Raw genomic sequence first — 16,116 nt, 5'->3', positions numbered from 1 at the left:
AATCATGACCTATGAAACCATCATCGTGGAAACGCGCGGCAAGGTCGGGCTGATCACACTGAACCGGCCAAAAGCGCTCAACGCGCTGAATTCCCAGGTCCTGGCGGAGCTTGTCGCGGCCGTTCGCGGATTTGAAGCCGATGCCGAAATCGGCGCCATGGTCGTTACCGGTTCCGAAAAGGCCTTCGCGGCCGGCGCCGACATCAAGGAAATGCAGGCGATTTCCTTCGTCGATGCCTATGTGCAGGACTTCTTCGTCGGCTGGGAAGAGTTCACGCGCACGCGAAAGCCGATCGTGGCGGCGGTCGCTGGCTACGCGCTCGGCGGCGGCTGCGAACTGGCGATGATGTGCGATTTCATCATCGCCGCCGATACTGCCAGGTTTGGCCAGCCCGAGATCACACTCGGCGTCATGCCCGGTATGGGCGGATCGCAACGGCTCACCCGCTTCGTCGGCAAGTCGAAGGCGATGGACATGTGCCTGACCGGACGGATGATGGATGCGGCGGAGGCGGAGCGTTCCGGCCTGGTGTCGCGTGTCGTACCTGCCGGCGAGCTTCTAGAAGAAGCGCTGAAGGCAGCGGCCAAGATCGCTGATTTTTCGCTGCCGTCAGTGATGATGGCAAAAGAAGCCGTCAACCGCGCCTACGAGACGACCCTTGCCGAAGGGCTGCGCTTCGAACGTCGGCTGTTCCACTCGCTGTTTGCGCTCGACGATCAGAAGGAGGGCATGGCGGCCTTTGCCGAAAAGCGGAAGCCGAATTTCACCAACCGTTAGGATCAATGGACCTGCGTCGATCGGATGCTGACAGCGCTGGCCAAAAAGAAGGCGAAGCGGCGTTGACGCGCCGGAAAAGCTGAACTATAAGCCGCTCCAACCGAGGCGGCCCTGTGGCTGCCCGTTTGTTTTTTGCGCCCTGCGGCATCCCGCATGCGCCCACCAGATCAGAAGAGAGGCACCATGGCCAATACCTCCTCGGCCAAAAAGGCAACGCGCAAGATCGCCCGCCGTGCGGCGATCAACAAGAACCGTCGCTCGCGCGTCCGTACCTACGTCCGCCAGGTCGAAGAGGCGCTGGCCGCCGGCGACAAGGCAGCCGCGCAGGCTGCCTTCAAGGCCGCCGAGCCGGAATTGATGCGTGCCGCAACTAAGGGCGTGCTGCACAAGAATACGGCATCGCGCAAGGTGTCGCGGCTGGCCCACCGCCTCAAGGTACTGTCTGCCTGATATACCTTTGCTGAACTTGCGTTCTTCAAACCCGGCGAACCACGCCGGGTTTTTTCGTTTGCCGGCAAGTACTTAAAAAGGAACGCCCGCAAACAGCGCCTAGCCTGGATTTCAAAGTTCGGAATGCTTTGCCGGCATATACAAGCGCACTGATATTTGCGTCTGCATCAAGGGCCTGCACTCCAAATATTCTCTGCCACAAATTACCTAGATTTTTCATATACTTACAGACAGTGATCCACAGCTTGTTCACATGGCACGCAAGCGATGGGGGACAAGTAGCTGTCAAGCAAATTATTTCAGAAAATTTCGCGCCCGGCGGCCTTTTTCATATTCGCCGGAAAAGGGTTTGAATCACAATGGCTTTGTCAAAATATGCCGTTGCAGCATGAGGTCCGAACCCGCCTCCGCTAACCAGATTCCTTAAAAATCAGTTAGTCGTGGCCTTGCCCTATCCACAGCGATTTCGGTAATGTCTGTCCATCGAAGGGACGGGCTCTCAGCCCTCGACCAGCCTGAATCGGCCAGCAAAAAATGGCAGAATTCATGACGTGGATCAATTCCGCGAACGGGTTTGGTTTGTCTTTTCGGGGCGGTAGGGGACTGGCGTAATTGTACATGGCAAGTCAGCGGCGCGCCGGCGTTTACGCCGGATGGAGCTGTATTGTCCTGACGTGATCAGACGGACCGGCTTGCAAGAGCCGGTGCCAGTCCCTTGGTGACGAGGCGATACCATCTGCCGGCGGCGGCGATGGTGTCGCAGCAAAGACACGGTCGCCGGAAACATGGATGCAGGAGGCGCATCCCCGGCGGAAAACGAGTACAAAAAGACAAGGAACTCATTCATGCAGAGCGGCATCGAAAGGGAGCTAACAAGCGAACTCCCATTTCCAGGAACTCTTGTCGGAGGGGACGACATGGCGGCTTCCAACGACGCGGAGCAGAAGTTCGACCGGGTCAAGACCAAATTGAAGGCGCGTCTGGGGGCTGAGGTCTATTCGAGCTGGTTCGCCCGGATGAAGGTTGCCGAGGCATCCCGGGGCATTGTCCGCATCTCCGTACCCACCGCATTCCTGCGGTCGTGGATCAACGGCCATTATCTCGATCTCATCGCCGAGTTGTGGAAGCACGAGGATCCCGAAATCCTCAAGATCGAGATCGTCGTACGCACTGCTACACGCCAGGGGCGCAACAACGTTGAGCCCGAAGTTGCCCCTGCCCGTAAGATGACCAGACAGACGCAAACGGCGCTTGCCGCCGGCACTGCCGGGCCCGGCAGGGTGGAGCGGGCTCCGGCACCCCGCCCAGGCATGCCGATCGAAAGCGAATTCCGGCACAATGTCCTCGGTTCGCCGCTTGATCCGCGTTACACATTCGGATCCTTCATCGAGGGCCCGTCCAACCGGGTGGCATTCGCTGCGGCCAAGGCAGTGGCGGAATCGCAGTCGAGCGCGGTGCGTTTCAATCCGCTTTTTCTCCATGCGACCGTCGGACTCGGCAAGACGCACCTGTTGCAGGCGATCGCAGCCGAATCCCTGAAGCAAAATCCGAAGTCGCGCGTCGTCTATCTGACGGCGGAATATTTCATGTGGCGTTTCGCCACCGCCATCCGCGACAACAACGCACTGACGCTCAAAGAGCAGTTGCGCGACATCGACCTGTTGATCATCGACGACATGCAATTCCTGCAGGGCAAGTCGATCCAGCATGAATTCTGCCACCTGATCAACATGCTGCTCGACAGCGCCAAGCAAGTGGTGGTCGCCGCCGACCGGCCGCCGTCGGAGTTGGAATCGCTGGAGCCGCGTGTCCGCTCACGCCTGAACGGCGGCGTCGCGCTCGAGATGTCGGCGCCGGATTTCGCCATGCGCATCGGCATGCTTAAGCTGCGCCTCGCCACAGCCAAGATCGACGACGCGTCGCTCGATATTTCGGACGAGATCCTCAACCATGTCGCCCGCACGGTGACCGGCAGCGGGCGCGAACTCGAAGGCGCGTTCAATCAGCTTCTATTCCGCCACTCCTTCGAGCCGCAGATCAGCATCGACCGCATCGATGAGATCCTCGGTCATATCTATCGTTCGGGCGAACCGAAGCGGGTGCGCATTGAGGACATCCAGCGCATCGTCGCGCGTCACTACAACGTGTCGAAGACCGAGCTTTTGTCCAACCGGCGCACGCGCACCATCGTCAAGCCGCGGCAGGTCGCCATGTATCTGTCGAAGGTGATGACGCCACGCTCCCTGCCGGAGATCGGTCGGCGTTTCGGCGGCCGCGACCACACCACGGTGCTGCATGCGGTGCGCAAGATCGAGGATCTTTCCGGGGCCGACAACACGCTGGCGCAGGAACTCGAATTGCTGAGAAGGCTGATCAACGACCAGGCCTGACCGACACGAAAAACACCTGCTTGCAGACTTCGCCACCTTTATCCCCAGAAAGCCCGCGTAACCGACTCGAACCGGTGGCGCGGGCTTGCGCTTGCGGGCTTTTTCCTATCAGTTTATGCAGATTCTGAGCCTGTTCAGACCTTTCGCGGGGACGCCGCTTGCCGGGGACCCGCTCATTCATTCAAGCGAGCCTGTTTCGTCATGCGTGCTATCCTGGAACGGTCAAATCTCCTGAAGTCGCTCAACCATGTTCATCGCGTGGTCGAGCGGCGCAATACCATACCGATCCTGTCGAACGTGCTGCTCAGCGCCGAAGGCGCCAGCCTAGAAATGAAGGCGACCGACCTCGATCTGGAGGTGACCGAAGCCACGCCGGCGAAGGTCGAGCGCGGCGGAGCGACGACGGTGCCCGCGCATCTGCTCTACGACATCGTGCGCAAGCTCGCCGACGGGGCGGAGGTGATGCTGAAGACCGATGAGGACGGCAACGCCATGACGGTGACATCGGGCCGTTCGAGCTTCCGCCTCCAGTGCCTGCCGCAGTCCGATTTCCCGGAGCTTTCGGCCGGGTCCTTCTCGCATATCTTCCGGCTCGATTCGGTGGCGCTGAAGGGCCTGATCGAGAAAACGCAGTTCGCCATCTCGACCGAAGAGACACGCTACTACCTGAACGGCATCTACCTGCACACGCATGAAGCCGGCGGCAAGCTGAAGCTGCGCTCGGTCGCGACCGACGGCCATCGGCTGGCGCGTGCCGAGATCGATGCACCGGCCGGGTCCGAGGGCATGCCGGGCATCATCATCCCGCGCAAGACGGTGAGCGAGTTGCAGAAGCTGGTCGACGACCCGGACGTGGCGGTGACCACCGAACTGTCGGACACCAAGATCCGCTTCACCATCGGCAGCGTCATTTTGACCTCGAAGCTGATCGACGGCACCTTCCCGGACTATCAGCGGGTCATTCCGACCGGCAACGACAAGAAGCTGATCATCGACCGCCAGACTTTCGCTGCCGCCGTCGACCGCGTCTCGACCATCTCCTCCGAACGCGGCCGGGCGGTGAAGCTTTCGATCTCCGAGGGCCAGGTCACGCTGGCTGTCAACAATCCGGATTCGGGCAGCGCCACCGAAGAGCTGGCCGCGGACTACTCGTCCGACCCGATCGAGATCGGCTTCAATGCCAAATATCTGCTCGATGTTGCCGCCCAACTGACCGGCACAGAGGCAAAATTCATGCTGGCGGATGCTGGCTCGCCGACGCTGATCCACGACATGGCCGACGAAACCGCACTCTATGTGCTGATGCCGATGAGGGTGTAGGCCTCGAACGAGGCCAATGCTGTCGTGACCGCAGCTGCAAATCAGCAACAAACCTACATAAGTAAGCTTACACTTACGAATTTCCGTAACTATGCGGGGCTGTCGATCGACCTTGACCCTGGCGGGGTGGTCCTCTCCGGCGACAACGGCGCCGGCAAGACCAACCTCCTGGAGGCAATTTCCCTGCTGACGCCCGGTCGCGGCCTGCGCCGCGCGCCCTATGCCGACGTGGCGCGCGAAGGCGGTGACGGCGGCTTTGCACTGCACGCCCGGATCGAGGGGCCGGACGGCCAGGTCGAAATCGGCACTGGCATTGCGGGTGGCGAGGCCGCCGGCGAGGGTGGCAGGCGGGTACGGATCAACGGTGCGGCGGCGCGGTCGGCCGAGGATATGCTGGAATGGCTCAGAGTCGTCTGGCTGACGCCGGCGATGGACGGCCTGTTTCCTGGGCCAGCCGCCGACCGCCGCCGCTTTCTCGACCGGCTGGTGCTGGCGATCGATCCCGGCCACGGCCAGCGCGCGCTCGACTATGAAAAGGCGATGCGCGGACGCAACCGGCTGCTTGTCGAAGGGTCACGCGACGGGGCTTGGTTCGATGCCATCGAGACGCAGATGGCGGAAACAGGCGTGGCGATTGCCGCAGCACGTGCCGAACTGGTGCGCCTGCTCGCGGCGATGATCGACAGGCTGCCCGGCAGCGGTCCGTTTCCGCAAGCCGACATCAGCCTGTCAGGCGAACTGGAAGCCGAAGTCGCCAGCTTGCCGGCGGTCGATGTCGAGGAACGTTTCCGCCGCGCGCTTGCCGATGGCCGCGACCGCGACCGCGCCGCCGGACGCACGCTGGAGGGCCCGCACCGTTCGGATCTCCTGGTGCAGCACCGGCCCAAGGCAATGCCGGCTGAACTTTGCTCGACCGGAGAGCAGAAGGCGCTGCTGGTCGGCATCGTCCTGTCACATGCCAGGCTGACTGGCGAGATGTGCGGCATGACGCCGATCCTGCTGCTCGACGAGATCGCTGCGCACCTCGACAGCGGCCGGCGCGCTGCGTTGTTCTCCATCCTGGAGGAACTGAACTGTCAAGCGTTCATGACTGGAACCGATGCGGCGCTGTTCTCCAGTCTCCGGGGACGCGCGCAGTTCCTGACGGTCGATCACGGTACGGTTGGGCCAACCGAAGACCCCTGACAAGGCTTTTGAGCCGCTATAAGGTTCACCCGATGACCACTCTCACCGACGAAGAGCTCGAGCGCTATGCCCGCCACATCGTGCTGCCTGAAATCGGCGGCGCCGGCCAGCAGAGACTGAAGCGCGCGCGGGTCCTGATCATCGGCGCCGGCGGACTTGGAGCGCCTGTGCTCGAATATCTCGCCGCCGCTGGCGTCGGCACGCTCGGCATCGTCGACGACGACAACGTCTCGCTGTCCAACCTGCAAAGGCAGGTGATCCACGGCACCGATACTGTCGGCATGGCGAAAACCGACAGCGCCAGGGACGCGATCGCGCGCATCAATCCCAATGTTGCCGTGGAACTGCACAAGTTCAGGCTGACGGCAGACAACGCCCCTGCCCTCATTACCTGCTATGACATCGTCGTCGATGGCTCCGACAATTTCGAGACACGCTATGCGGTCGCCGATGCCTGCGCCGCGGGAAAGCGGCCGCTCGTGCACGCGGCCGTCGGCCGCTTCGACGGTTCTGTAACGGTGCTGAAGCCGTTCGAAACCGGCGCTGACGGCAAGCCGAACCCGAGCTATCGAGATCTCTTTCCCGAGGCGCCACCGCCGGGACTGGTGCCGTCCTGCGCCGTCGCCGGCATTGTCGGCGCGATCACCGGTGTCATCGGCACGCTGCAGGCGATGGAGACCATCAAGCTGATCACCGGCATCGGCGAACCGCTCATCGGCCGATTGCTGCTCTATGATGCGCTGGCCGCTCGCTTCGACATCATCCGCTACAAGAGAAACTGAACTCATGAACCAGTCCACGGGTGTTTCCATCATGCAGCTTCCGCTCGATTTCGAGCGCTGGGACGATGTGCTGGCGCTGATCAGGCGCGCCTTTGCCTCGATGGACGGCATCATCGACCCGCCGTCCTCGGCGCATCTTCTCACCGTCGAAAGCCTCAGGGACAAGGCCCGGCAAGAAACCGGATTCCTGGCAATGAAGGATGGCCGCATAGTCGGCTGCGTTTTCGTCCTGGAGAGGGCTGACGACCTCTATGTCGGAAAGCTTGCCGTTGAACCGGACTTTCAGGGGCAAGGCATCGGCAGGCGGCTCATGTGGGCTACCGAAAATTCGGCCCACAGCCGCAACAAGGCCGCCATCGAACTTCAGATGCGGATCGAACTGACCGGAAATCATGCGGCCTTTGCCCGTCTCGGCTTTCGCGAAGCCGAACGGACAGCGCACAAGGGCTATGACCGGCCGACCTCGATCACCATGCGCAAGGTGCTTTCGTGAGTCTCGCCCTCAGTCCCGAGGAACGTGCTATCGCCTCCGGCCGAGATGGTCCTGCGATGGCGATGCGCATTGTCGCCGAAAGCGCCCGCCTGCTTGGCGCGCCGCGGCTGATCCCGATCGCCTCGGCACATATCGACGGAGGGCTCTACCACGGCGATTCCGGTACGCTCTTTGCCGAGAGACTGGTCGAGGGCGGCGCCCAGGTCGCAGTGCGCTCGACGCTCAATGTCGGGGCGCTCGACCTCATGGGCTGCTCGCGCATCCGCCTCGAGGAGCCGGCGCGCGGCATGGCGCGGCGGATGATGGAGGCCTATCGCAAGCTTGGCTGCGAACAGAGCTGGACCTGCGCGCCCTATCAGGCCGGCCACCGGCCCGATCAAGGAAGCGATGTCGCCTGGGGCGAATCCAACGCCGTGGTGTTCTGCAATTCGGTGCTGGGCGCGCGCACCAACCGCTATGGCGATTTCCTCGACATCGCTTGCGCCGTCACCGGCCGCGCGCCGGACTACGGCTTGCATCGCGCCGAGAACCGTCGGGCGCGCCTGGTGTTCGATGTCTCCGGGCTCTCCGCACCATTTCTTGCTTCCGAGATCGCATGGCCGGTGCTGGGCAGTCTTTATGGCCGCGAGGTCGGCAACGCGGTCGGCGTGGTCACCGGCATGCCACGCCATCCCGGCGAGGATGCGCTGAAGGCCTTCGGTGCCGCGGCAGCATCGTCGGGAGCGGTCGGCCTGTTCCATATTGCGGGCGTAACGCGTGAGGCGCCCGACGCCGAGACCGTTCTGGCCGGCGCCGCGCCGGAGGCGGTCACCCGCGTCTCGCCTGAGATGATCGCATCGGCTCGCGCCGGTCTTTCGACGGCAGCCGCGCCAAAAGTCATCGATGCGGTTGCGATCGGCAGCCCGCATCTGTCGCCAGCCGAGTTCGACACGCTGGAGCGGCTGATTGCCGGGCGGCGGCTCGGCGTGCCGATCTACGCCTGCACCGGACGCCATGTGCTTGCGGGCCTCGAACAGAGCGGCCGACGAAAGGCGCTGGAAGCAACCGGCGTCGTCATCGTTGCTGACACCTGCGTGGTTGTGACGCCGATCCTGCCGGAGCTTGCCGGCGGCGTCCTGATGACGAACTCCGGGAAATTCGCCCATTACGCGCCAGGCAATACCGGCTATTCCGTGCTCTACGGATCACTAGCCGACTGCGTGGAAAGCGCTGTACTTGGTAAGCCAAGCTTTACAGATATTGCGGCATGAGCGCCGCTCCCGAAATCCTGGTGCCCGGCAGAGGCAGCGAAGGCGAGGCGCTGGTGCTGACCGCGCCGATCAGCTTCTGGGGCGGCGTCGACCCGAAGACGGGCCGCATCGCCGATGTCCGGCATCCGCAACACGGCGAAAACCTTTCCGGGCGTGTGCTGTTCCTGCCAGGCACGATCGGCTCATCCTCGGCGTCCGCAGTGCTGCTCGAACTCGTCCGCAACGGTCACGCGCCGGCGGCGCTCGTGCTGGATGAGCCGGATGCGATCCTGCTGCTCGGGCTGATCGTCGCCAGGGAAATGGGCTGGGAGACACCGATGGCGCTCAGGCTCGGACGTGATGTTTTTGCGAGCTATCGCGGGACCATCGTCAACGTAGCGGATGACGGCGCCCTGACAATCGCCGCCTGAGCAACTGACGACTAACTACGTCCGTAGCGGCAGCACGCGATCCGGCGGGCGATGGCCATCGAAGAAGGCGCGGATGTTGATGATCACCTTCTCGCCCATGTCGATGCGACCTTCGAGCGTTGCCGAACCCATATGCGGCAACAGCACGACCTTGCCCTTGTGGGCAAGCTTCAGCAATTTGCTGTTCAGCGCCGGCTCGTGCTCGTAGACGTCGAGGGCGGCGCCGGCGATCTTGCCGTCCTGGATGAGCTTGACCAGCGAATCCTCGTCGATGATGTCGCCGCGCGCCGTGTTGACGATGTAGGCGGACGGCTGCATCAGCGCCAGTCGCCGCGCTGACAGCAAATGGAAGGTTGCCGGTGTCGACGGGCAGTTGACCGAGATGATGTCCATGCGGGCCAGCATCTGGTCGAGGCTCTCCCAATAAGTCGCTTCCAGCTCATCCTCGACCGCCGGCAGCACACGGTGGCGATTATGGTAGTGGATCGAAAGACCAAAGGCCTTAGCCCGCCTGGCGACGGCAGTGCCTATGCGGCCCATGCCGACGATGCCGAGCCGTTTGCCCCAGATACGCCGGCCGAGCATCCAGGTCGGCGACCAGCCGGCCCATTTCTTGTCGCCAGTCAGCACATTGGCGCCTTCCGCCAGACGCCGCGGCACCGCCAGCATCAGCGCCATGGTCATGTCGGCAGTATCCTCGGTCAGCACGTTCGGCGTGTTGGTGACGGTGATGCCCTTCTTCGCGGCCGCAGCCACGTCGATCTTGTCGACGCCATTGCCGAAATTGGCGATCAGCTTGAAGTTGTCTCCGGCCTGGGCGATCAGCGCCGCGTCGATGTGGTCGGTGATGGTCGGCACCAGAACGTCGGCTTCCTTGACCGCCGCGACCAGTTCGGGCTGCGTCATCGGCCTGTCCTCGACATTCAGCCGGGCATCGAACAGTTCGCGCATGCGGGTCTCGACCAGATCGGGCAGCTTGCGCGTGATGACGACGAGAGGCCTTTTTTTGCCTGCCATTGTTTCCTCGTATCCGAGCTCGTTGAGACCTCTTTAACCAAGACAGGCGAAACTGGACGCCGGTCGCGGTGCCACTCACTCTGTAACAAGCGGTGCCGCCGAAGACAAAGAAAAAGGGGCGCGGTGCCGACGGGCAAGCGCCGAAAGGAAATGAAAGTGTCTGGTTTCGCGTCGCTTCGCCTGACCCTCAGCGCAGCACTTGTCGGCGCTCTCCTTTATTCCCCGCAAGCAGCGGCGCAAAGTGCGGCGGCACCGGCGCAGCATGTCACGCTCGGGCCGAGCGGCCTGCCGCTGCCGCGTTTCGTCAGCCTGAAATCGGGCCGCGTCAATTCCCGCGTCGGACCAGGGGTCAACTACTCCGTCGACTGGATGTACATGAAGGCCGGGCTGCCGATGGAAATTGTCCAGGAATTCGACACCTGGCGCCGCGTACGTGATGCCGACGGCTCCGAAGGCTGGATCAACCAGTCGCTGCTTTCAGGCCGCCGCACGGCGATCGTTGCCCCATGGCAGCGCGGCAAGGGCGGCCGAATCAACCTTCTCGACGATCCGGACAAGGATGCGAGCGTGATTGCCATCGTCGAGCCGGGGGTCATGGGCACGATCAAGTCCTGCGACGGGCAATGGTGCGAAATGACCTTCGACGGCCATACCGGCTGGCTCGCCCAGCCTCTGGTCTGGGGCGCCTATCCGGGCGAACGGGTCAAGAACTGAGCTCTTGTTTGACCACTAACGGCCGATGCGGCCGAGGTGGGTGTCCTGAAAACTGCTCGACAGCTTCAGTCCATAACCCAGGGCGCGATCAACGGCGATGTGGGCGATCCAGATCAGCGCGACCGCTGTCGCCGTTGCATCGCCGAAGACGCTTCCGGCAAGCATCAGGAGCAGCGGGAAGATCAGCATGTGCAGGGCGTTATAGGCGATGGCGCCGACGCGCGGCCCCGCGAGATAGGCCAGCATTGACAGGTCCGGCGCCAGGATGAGCAACGCGAACAGCCACCAGGAAACACCGGCCATTGCGTAAAAGACTACAGCCGCCACCGCAACAGCGGCCCATTCGAGTCGGATTGCCAGATCCAGGAATTTCATGCAGGGGCCGATCAAGCGCGGCGTTTCGGGCGCAGCCTCACCACGATGTCGACGTTTGCGACTTCCATGCCTTCCGGCGGCTCCGGCAGGTTGGAAACCGTCACCGGACCGCTGGCGATATCGAAGATCCTGTTTTCGCCTTCGATATAGAAATGATGGTGGTCGGAGGTGTTGGTATCGAAATAGGTCTTCGAGCCCTCGACAGCCAGGATGCGCAGAAGACCTGCCTGGGTGAACTGGTGAAGGGCGTTGTAGACGGTGGCCAGCGACACCGGCACGCCCGCGGCGATCGCCTCCTCATGCAGTTCCTCGGCCGAAAGATGGCGGTCGCCCTTGGCGAAAAGCAGGTCGGCCAGCGCAATGCGCTGGCGTGTCGGCCTCAGGCCGGCCTCGCGAACCCGCTTGTCCACAGCGACATTTTCCTTCCGGCTGCCCAAATCCATCTTTCGTCGAAGCTCACAGTTCCGCCTCAAGACGCGCCCAGAATGGCAAAAAACGCATATCGGCCTAAGCTGGACGCTCCCCGACATATATTCTGTCGGCCGAATACGATCAATAGCGCGCATTGACCCAGGCAGACGGGCAGGTTAAGCGCAAACGCCGGTTTCCGGCCTTAAACGGATTGTGTTAGGAAACCAACGACAAGGGCGCCCTACCGCCCGGGACGATTTACGGGGACGAGATTGATGGCGGGTTCGAAGTCCAGCTATGATTACGAGGAACTGCTTGCCTGCGCCCGCGGCGAGCTGTTCGGACCTGGAAACGCCCAGTTGCCCTATCCGCCGATGCTGATGTTCGACCGCATCACCGAGATCAGCGAAACCGGCGGCGCGTTCGACAAGGGCTTCATCCGCGCGGAATTCGACATCAAGCCGGACCTGTGGTTTTTCGCCTGCCATTTCATCGGCAATCCGATCATGCCCGGCTGCCTTGGCCTCGACGCCATGTGGCAGTTGACGGGCTTTTACCTCGGCTGGCTCGGTGAGCCGGGCAAGGGGATGGCGCTTTCGACCGGCGAGGTGAAGTTCAAGGGCATGGTGACGCCTTCGGTCAAGAAGGTGGAGTACGGCGTGGACTTCAAGCGCGTGATGCGCGGGCGGCTGGTGCTCGGCATCGCCGATGGCTGGCTGAAAGCGGACGGCGAGCCCATATACGCGGCAACGGATCTCAAGGTGGGTCTGTCAAAGCAATCGGCGGTCGCCTGATCGTCACCGGACACTCTGGAAGGAGCAGCCCATGAGACGGGTCGTAGTCACAGGCCTCGGCATCGTGTCGTCGATCGGCAACAATGCCAATGAGGTGCAGACCTCGCTGCATGATGCCAAATCCGGCATCAGCTTCTCGGATTCCTTCGCCGAGCACGGCTTCCGTTGCCAGGTCTGGGGAGCGCCGACGCTCGACCCGTCCGCCATGATAGACCGGCGCGCGATGCGTTTCCTGTCGCAGGGCGCGGCCTGGAACCATGTCGCCATGGAGCAGGCAATCGCGGATGCCGGCCTTGGCGAGAACGACATCACCAATGAGCGCACGGGCATCATCATGGGCTCGGGCGGACCATCCACCCGAACCATCGTCGAGGCGGCGGAAATAACGCTCAAGAACGGCAGCCCCAAGCGCATCGGTCCATTCGCGGTGCCGAAGGCGATGTCGTCGACCGCTTCGGCAACGCTCGCCACCTGGTTCAAGATCCACGGCGTCAACTATTCGATCTCTTCGGCCTGCTCGACCTCGGCCCATTGCATCGGCAATGGCTACGAACTGATCCAGTGGGGCAAGCAGGACATGGTCTTTGCCGGCGGCCACGAGGATCTCGACTGGACAATGTCGGACTTGTTCGACGCCATGGGCGCCATGTCCTCCAAGTTCAACGACAAGGCATCGATCGCCTCGCGCGCCTATGACGCCGATCGCGACGGGTTCGTCATCGCCGGCGGCGCCGGTGTGCTGGTCCTTGAAGAGCTCGAGCACGCCAAGGCGCGCGGCGCCAATATCTATGCCGAGATCGTCGGCTATGGCGCGACCTCCGACGGCTACGACATGGTGGCGCCCTCGGGCGAAGGCGCGATCCGCTGCATGCGGCAGGCGCTCGCGAGCATCTCTTCGCCGGTCGACTACATCAACACGCATGGCACCTCGACGCCGGTCGGCGACTCCCGGGAAATGGGCGCTATCCGCGAAGTGTTCGGCGAGAAATTGCCTTTCATCACCTCGACAAAATCGCTGACCGGCCATTCGCTGGGCGCCGCCGGCGTGCAGGAATCGATCTACTCGATCCTGATGATGCAAGGCGGCTTCATCGGCGAGAGCGCCCATATCGAACAACTTGATCCGGAATTCGAGGGCATGCCAATCGTACGAGAGCGCATCGACAACGCCAGGATCGACACTGTTTTGTCCAATTCGTTCGGCTTCGGTGGCACCAACGCAACGCTGATTTTCCAGCGCTATTCCGCATAAGGATTTGCCAGCCATGGACGGACTGATGAAGGGCAAGCGCGGGCTTGTCATGGGTGTTGCCAACGATCATTCGATCGCCTGGGGCATCGCCCGGAAGCTGTCCGAACATGGGGCGGAACTCGCCTTCACCTACCAGGGCGAGGCCTTCGGCCGGCGGGTCAAGCCGCTTGCCGACAAGCTTGGCGCTTCGCTGGTCGTTCCTTGCGATGTCGAGGACAGCGCGTCGGTCAGCGCCACCTTCGAGACCTTGGGCAAGGCCTGGGGCGGACTGGACTTCGTCGTCCATGCCATCGGCTTTTCGGACAAGAACGAGTTGAAAGGGCTTTACGCCGATACCAGCCGCGACAATTTCGTCCGCACCATGGTCATCTCCTGCTATTCCTTCACCGAAATCGCCCGCAACGCCGCCGCACTGATGAAGGACGGCGGCTCGATGATCACGCTGACCTATGCCGGTTCCGTCCGCGTCATGCCTAACTACAACGTCATGGGTGTCGCCAAGGCCGGGCTCGAGGCAAGCGTGCGCTACCTCGCCAACGACTACGGTCCTCGCGGCATCAGGGTGAACGGCATATCGGCGGGACCGGTGCGGACGCTGGCCGGCGCCGGGATTTCGGACGCCCGCCATATGTTTTCCTACCAGCAGCGCAACGCGCCGCTGCGCCGTACCGTCACCATCGACGAGGTCGGCGGTTCGGCGCTCTATCTCCTGTCCGACCTCTCGTCCGGTGTCACCGGCGAGATACACTACGTCGATTCCGGCTATCACATCGTTTCGATGCCGACGCTCGAGGAATTGAAGCAGACCGACAACGGACGCGATTAGTCCGGTCCAGTAAAACGAGATCGTTCGGTCCAGTAAAATTAGATGCATCGGCGGAAACTCATTTTAAGGAGATGTCCGCTAGAAGGTCCCTACCTTGGGGACTCCGCAATGCCCGTCGTCAGCAACCCGAAGCGAACGCCGATGTTCCGGCTGCTCACCGTCGCCAGCTCGGGCATGGGCAGTTTCATTCTTGGGCTCTGGGGCCTGAAGTCCGGTTTAGGCGACGGCTTTGCCGGGACGCCGGCCGAGGTGATGGTCGGCATCATGGCCGCACTTTGCGCGCTGGCTGCCGCGGGAGCCGCCCTGTCCTTCTTCGCCGGCGTCGATGAATCGGCGGAGTACGTCTTCGAAGAAACCCATTTCGACAAGCTGACTGGCCTGCTGGCACGCCCGGCCATGGTCGGCAAGATCGCCGACGCGGCGTCCGCAACGATCAGGACCGGCGAGCCGATGTTTCTGATCGACATCGACATCGACCGCTTCAAGCAGATCAACGATGCCATCGGCTATAGCCATGGCGACGAGCTGATCCGCGCCTTCACCAAGCGGTTGAAGACCTGCCTGCCCGAGCGCACAGTGATAGGGCGCATCGGCGCCGGTGAATTCGCGGTGCTGCTCCCGGACCATGAGATGGGAGGATCGGTTGAAAGGATCGTCGAGAAGCTCATAGACGAGATGATGGAACCCTACCAGCTCAGTTCGCACCTGCAATCGGTCAGCCTGTCGGTGGGCATCGTGGCGATGCCCAAGGATGGCGTCGATCCCGTCCTCATCTTGCGCCGTTCCAACTTGGCGCTGCAGAATGCGCGCGCCGGTGGGGTCGGCAACTGGTCGGTCTTTCATTCCGACATGGGCCGGGTCGCCGACTATCGCCAATGGGTTGAGTCCGAACTGCACATTGCATTCGAGCGCGGTGATTTCGACCTCCATTACCAGCCGCAACTCGACCTGCCGAGCGGCCGCATCATCGGCTACGAAGCGCTCATTCGCTGGAAGCACCCGGAACGCGGCATGATCCCGCCGATGGAATTCATTCCGATCGCGGAAGAAACCGGCATGATCGGACCGATTGGCCAATGGGTACTGCGCAAGGCCTGCAGCGATGCCCGCCATCTGCCCGATGACTGCTTCGTTGCCGTCAACATCTCGCCCGTGCAGTTCATGACCAAGGATTTCATTGGCATCGTGCGCGATACGATGGCTAGCACTGGCATCAAGCCGTCGCGGCTGGAACTGGAAGTGACCGAAACGGCGATGATGCAGGACCGTGACCGCGCCGCCGCAATCCTGCAGCAGCTTGCCGACATGGGCATCTCGGTGGCCGTCGATGATTTCGGCACCGGCTACTCAAATCTGAGCTATCTGATCGATTTTTCCTTCGGCAAGCTGAAGATCGACCGTTCTTTCGTCAGCCGCATCGACACCGATACCAGCTCCGGCGCGATGATCTCGACAATCGTCGGGTTATCTCACGCGCTCGGCGTCAGCATCATCGCCGAAGGCGTCGAAACCGAAAACCAGGCGACGCTGCTCAGGGCTGCCGGTTGTGAGGTGGTGCAAGGCTACCTGTTCGGCCGGCCGGCGCCGCTCAAGATCAAGCCCGGCGAAATCCGCGCAGCCGCCGGCATTCGCGAGCCGCTGGTCGCCAATCTGCACTGACGCCGGACAG

17 protein-coding genes are annotated in these 16,116 nt (G+C 62.4%); 14 read left to right on the top strand and 3 right to left on the bottom strand.

Annotated features, from left to right (window positions below):
- Positions 1-4: 4 nt before the first annotated feature.
- The 9 genes from EN859_RS07495 to EN859_RS07455 all read left to right on the top strand — a co-directional run bounded on the left by EN859_RS07495 (position 5) and on the right by EN859_RS07455 (position 9,058).
- Complete coding sequence (locus EN859_RS07495) at positions 5-778, top strand: enoyl-CoA hydratase (protein ID WP_127852748.1); 774 nt, start codon at positions 5-7, stop codon at positions 776-778.
- Positions 779-961: 183 nt separating this feature from the next.
- Positions 962-1,228, top strand: a complete 267-nt coding sequence (gene rpsT / locus EN859_RS07490; RefSeq protein WP_127852749.1) for a 30S ribosomal protein S20 — start codon at positions 962-964, stop codon at positions 1,226-1,228.
- An 845-nt stretch (positions 1,229-2,073) separates the two neighbouring features.
- Complete coding sequence (dnaA, locus tag EN859_RS07485) at positions 2,074-3,618, top strand: chromosomal replication initiator protein DnaA (protein ID WP_127852750.1); 1,545 nt, start codon at positions 2,074-2,076, stop codon at positions 3,616-3,618.
- A gap of 201 nt (positions 3,619-3,819) precedes the next feature.
- On the top strand, positions 3,820-4,938 hold the full coding sequence (dnaN, locus tag EN859_RS07480) for a DNA polymerase III subunit beta (protein ID WP_127852751.1): 1,119 nt from the start codon (positions 3,820-3,822) through the stop codon (positions 4,936-4,938).
- 24 nt (positions 4,939-4,962) lie between these two features.
- A complete protein-coding gene (recF, locus tag EN859_RS07475) occupies positions 4,963-6,123 on the top strand; it encodes a DNA replication/repair protein RecF (protein ID WP_127852752.1) in 1,161 nt (386 codons plus the stop codon).
- Positions 6,124-6,155: 32 nt separating this feature from the next.
- A complete protein-coding gene (locus EN859_RS07470; protein WP_127852753.1) occupies positions 6,156-6,905 on the top strand; it encodes a molybdopterin-synthase adenylyltransferase MoeB in 750 nt (249 codons plus the stop codon).
- Between the two features lie 4 nt (positions 6,906-6,909).
- Positions 6,910-7,398, top strand: a complete 489-nt coding sequence (locus EN859_RS07465) for a GNAT family N-acetyltransferase (RefSeq protein ID WP_127852754.1) — start codon at positions 6,910-6,912, stop codon at positions 7,396-7,398.
- Complete coding sequence (locus tag EN859_RS07460; protein ID WP_127852755.1) at positions 7,395-8,648, top strand: aconitase X catalytic domain-containing protein; 1,254 nt, start codon at positions 7,395-7,397, stop codon at positions 8,646-8,648. Before EN859_RS07465 ends, EN859_RS07460 begins: the two co-directional genes overlap by 4 nt.
- Positions 8,645-9,058, top strand: coding sequence for a DUF126 domain-containing protein (locus EN859_RS07455; protein WP_127852756.1), 414 nt, complete (start codon positions 8,645-8,647; stop codon positions 9,056-9,058). Before EN859_RS07460 ends, EN859_RS07455 begins: the two co-directional genes overlap by 4 nt.
- Before the next feature lie 15 nt (positions 9,059-9,073).
- On the opposite strand, the gene EN859_RS07450 is transcribed toward EN859_RS07455, so the two are convergent.
- Entirely contained in the window at positions 9,074-10,075 is a 1,002-nt protein-coding gene (locus EN859_RS07450; protein ID WP_127852757.1) for a D-glycerate dehydrogenase, read from the bottom strand.
- A gap of 156 nt (positions 10,076-10,231) precedes the next feature.
- Here EN859_RS07450 and EN859_RS07445 point away from each other — a divergent pair, with 156 nt between their 5' ends.
- Positions 10,232-10,789 (top strand): SH3 domain-containing protein, encoded by a 558-nt coding sequence (locus EN859_RS07445; RefSeq protein ID WP_127852758.1) that lies wholly within the window; start codon positions 10,232-10,234, stop codon positions 10,787-10,789.
- A gap of 15 nt (positions 10,790-10,804) precedes the next feature.
- Here EN859_RS07445 and EN859_RS07440 read toward each other — a convergent pair whose 3' ends face one another.
- Positions 10,805-11,164, bottom strand: coding sequence for a DUF4260 domain-containing protein (locus EN859_RS07440; RefSeq protein ID WP_127852759.1), 360 nt, complete (start codon positions 11,162-11,164; stop codon positions 10,805-10,807).
- 11 nt (positions 11,165-11,175) lie between these two features.
- A complete protein-coding gene (gene irrA / locus EN859_RS07435) occupies positions 11,176-11,607 on the bottom strand; it encodes an iron response transcriptional regulator IrrA (RefSeq protein ID WP_127852760.1) in 432 nt (143 codons plus the stop codon).
- Positions 11,608-11,850: 243 nt separating this feature from the next.
- Between irrA and fabA the strand changes: the two genes are divergently transcribed.
- From fabA to EN859_RS07415, 4 genes are all read left to right on the top strand, one after another.
- Positions 11,851-12,369, top strand: coding sequence for a 3-hydroxyacyl-[acyl-carrier-protein] dehydratase FabA (gene fabA, locus EN859_RS07430; RefSeq protein ID WP_127852761.1), 519 nt, complete (start codon positions 11,851-11,853; stop codon positions 12,367-12,369).
- A 31-nt stretch (positions 12,370-12,400) separates the two neighbouring features.
- On the top strand, positions 12,401-13,621 hold the full coding sequence (fabB, locus tag EN859_RS07425; protein ID WP_127852762.1) for a beta-ketoacyl-ACP synthase I: 1,221 nt from the start codon (positions 12,401-12,403) through the stop codon (positions 13,619-13,621).
- 13 nt (positions 13,622-13,634) lie between these two features.
- Entirely contained in the window at positions 13,635-14,447 is an 813-nt protein-coding gene (gene fabI / locus EN859_RS07420; RefSeq protein WP_127852763.1) for an enoyl-ACP reductase FabI, read from the top strand.
- Positions 14,448-14,555: 108 nt separating this feature from the next.
- Positions 14,556-16,106 (top strand): bifunctional diguanylate cyclase/phosphodiesterase, encoded by a 1,551-nt coding sequence (locus EN859_RS07415; protein ID WP_127852764.1) that lies wholly within the window; start codon positions 14,556-14,558, stop codon positions 16,104-16,106.
- Positions 16,107-16,116: the final 10 nt, after the last annotated feature.

Origin of the sequence: Mesorhizobium sp. M00.F.Ca.ET.216.01.1.1, assembly GCF_004010325.2 — a bacterium.
Classification (GTDB): domain Bacteria; phylum Pseudomonadota; class Alphaproteobacteria; order Rhizobiales; family Rhizobiaceae; genus Mesorhizobium.
Note: the sequence above shows the minus strand (reverse complement) of the source record. Positions and strands in the feature narration are given on the sequence as shown.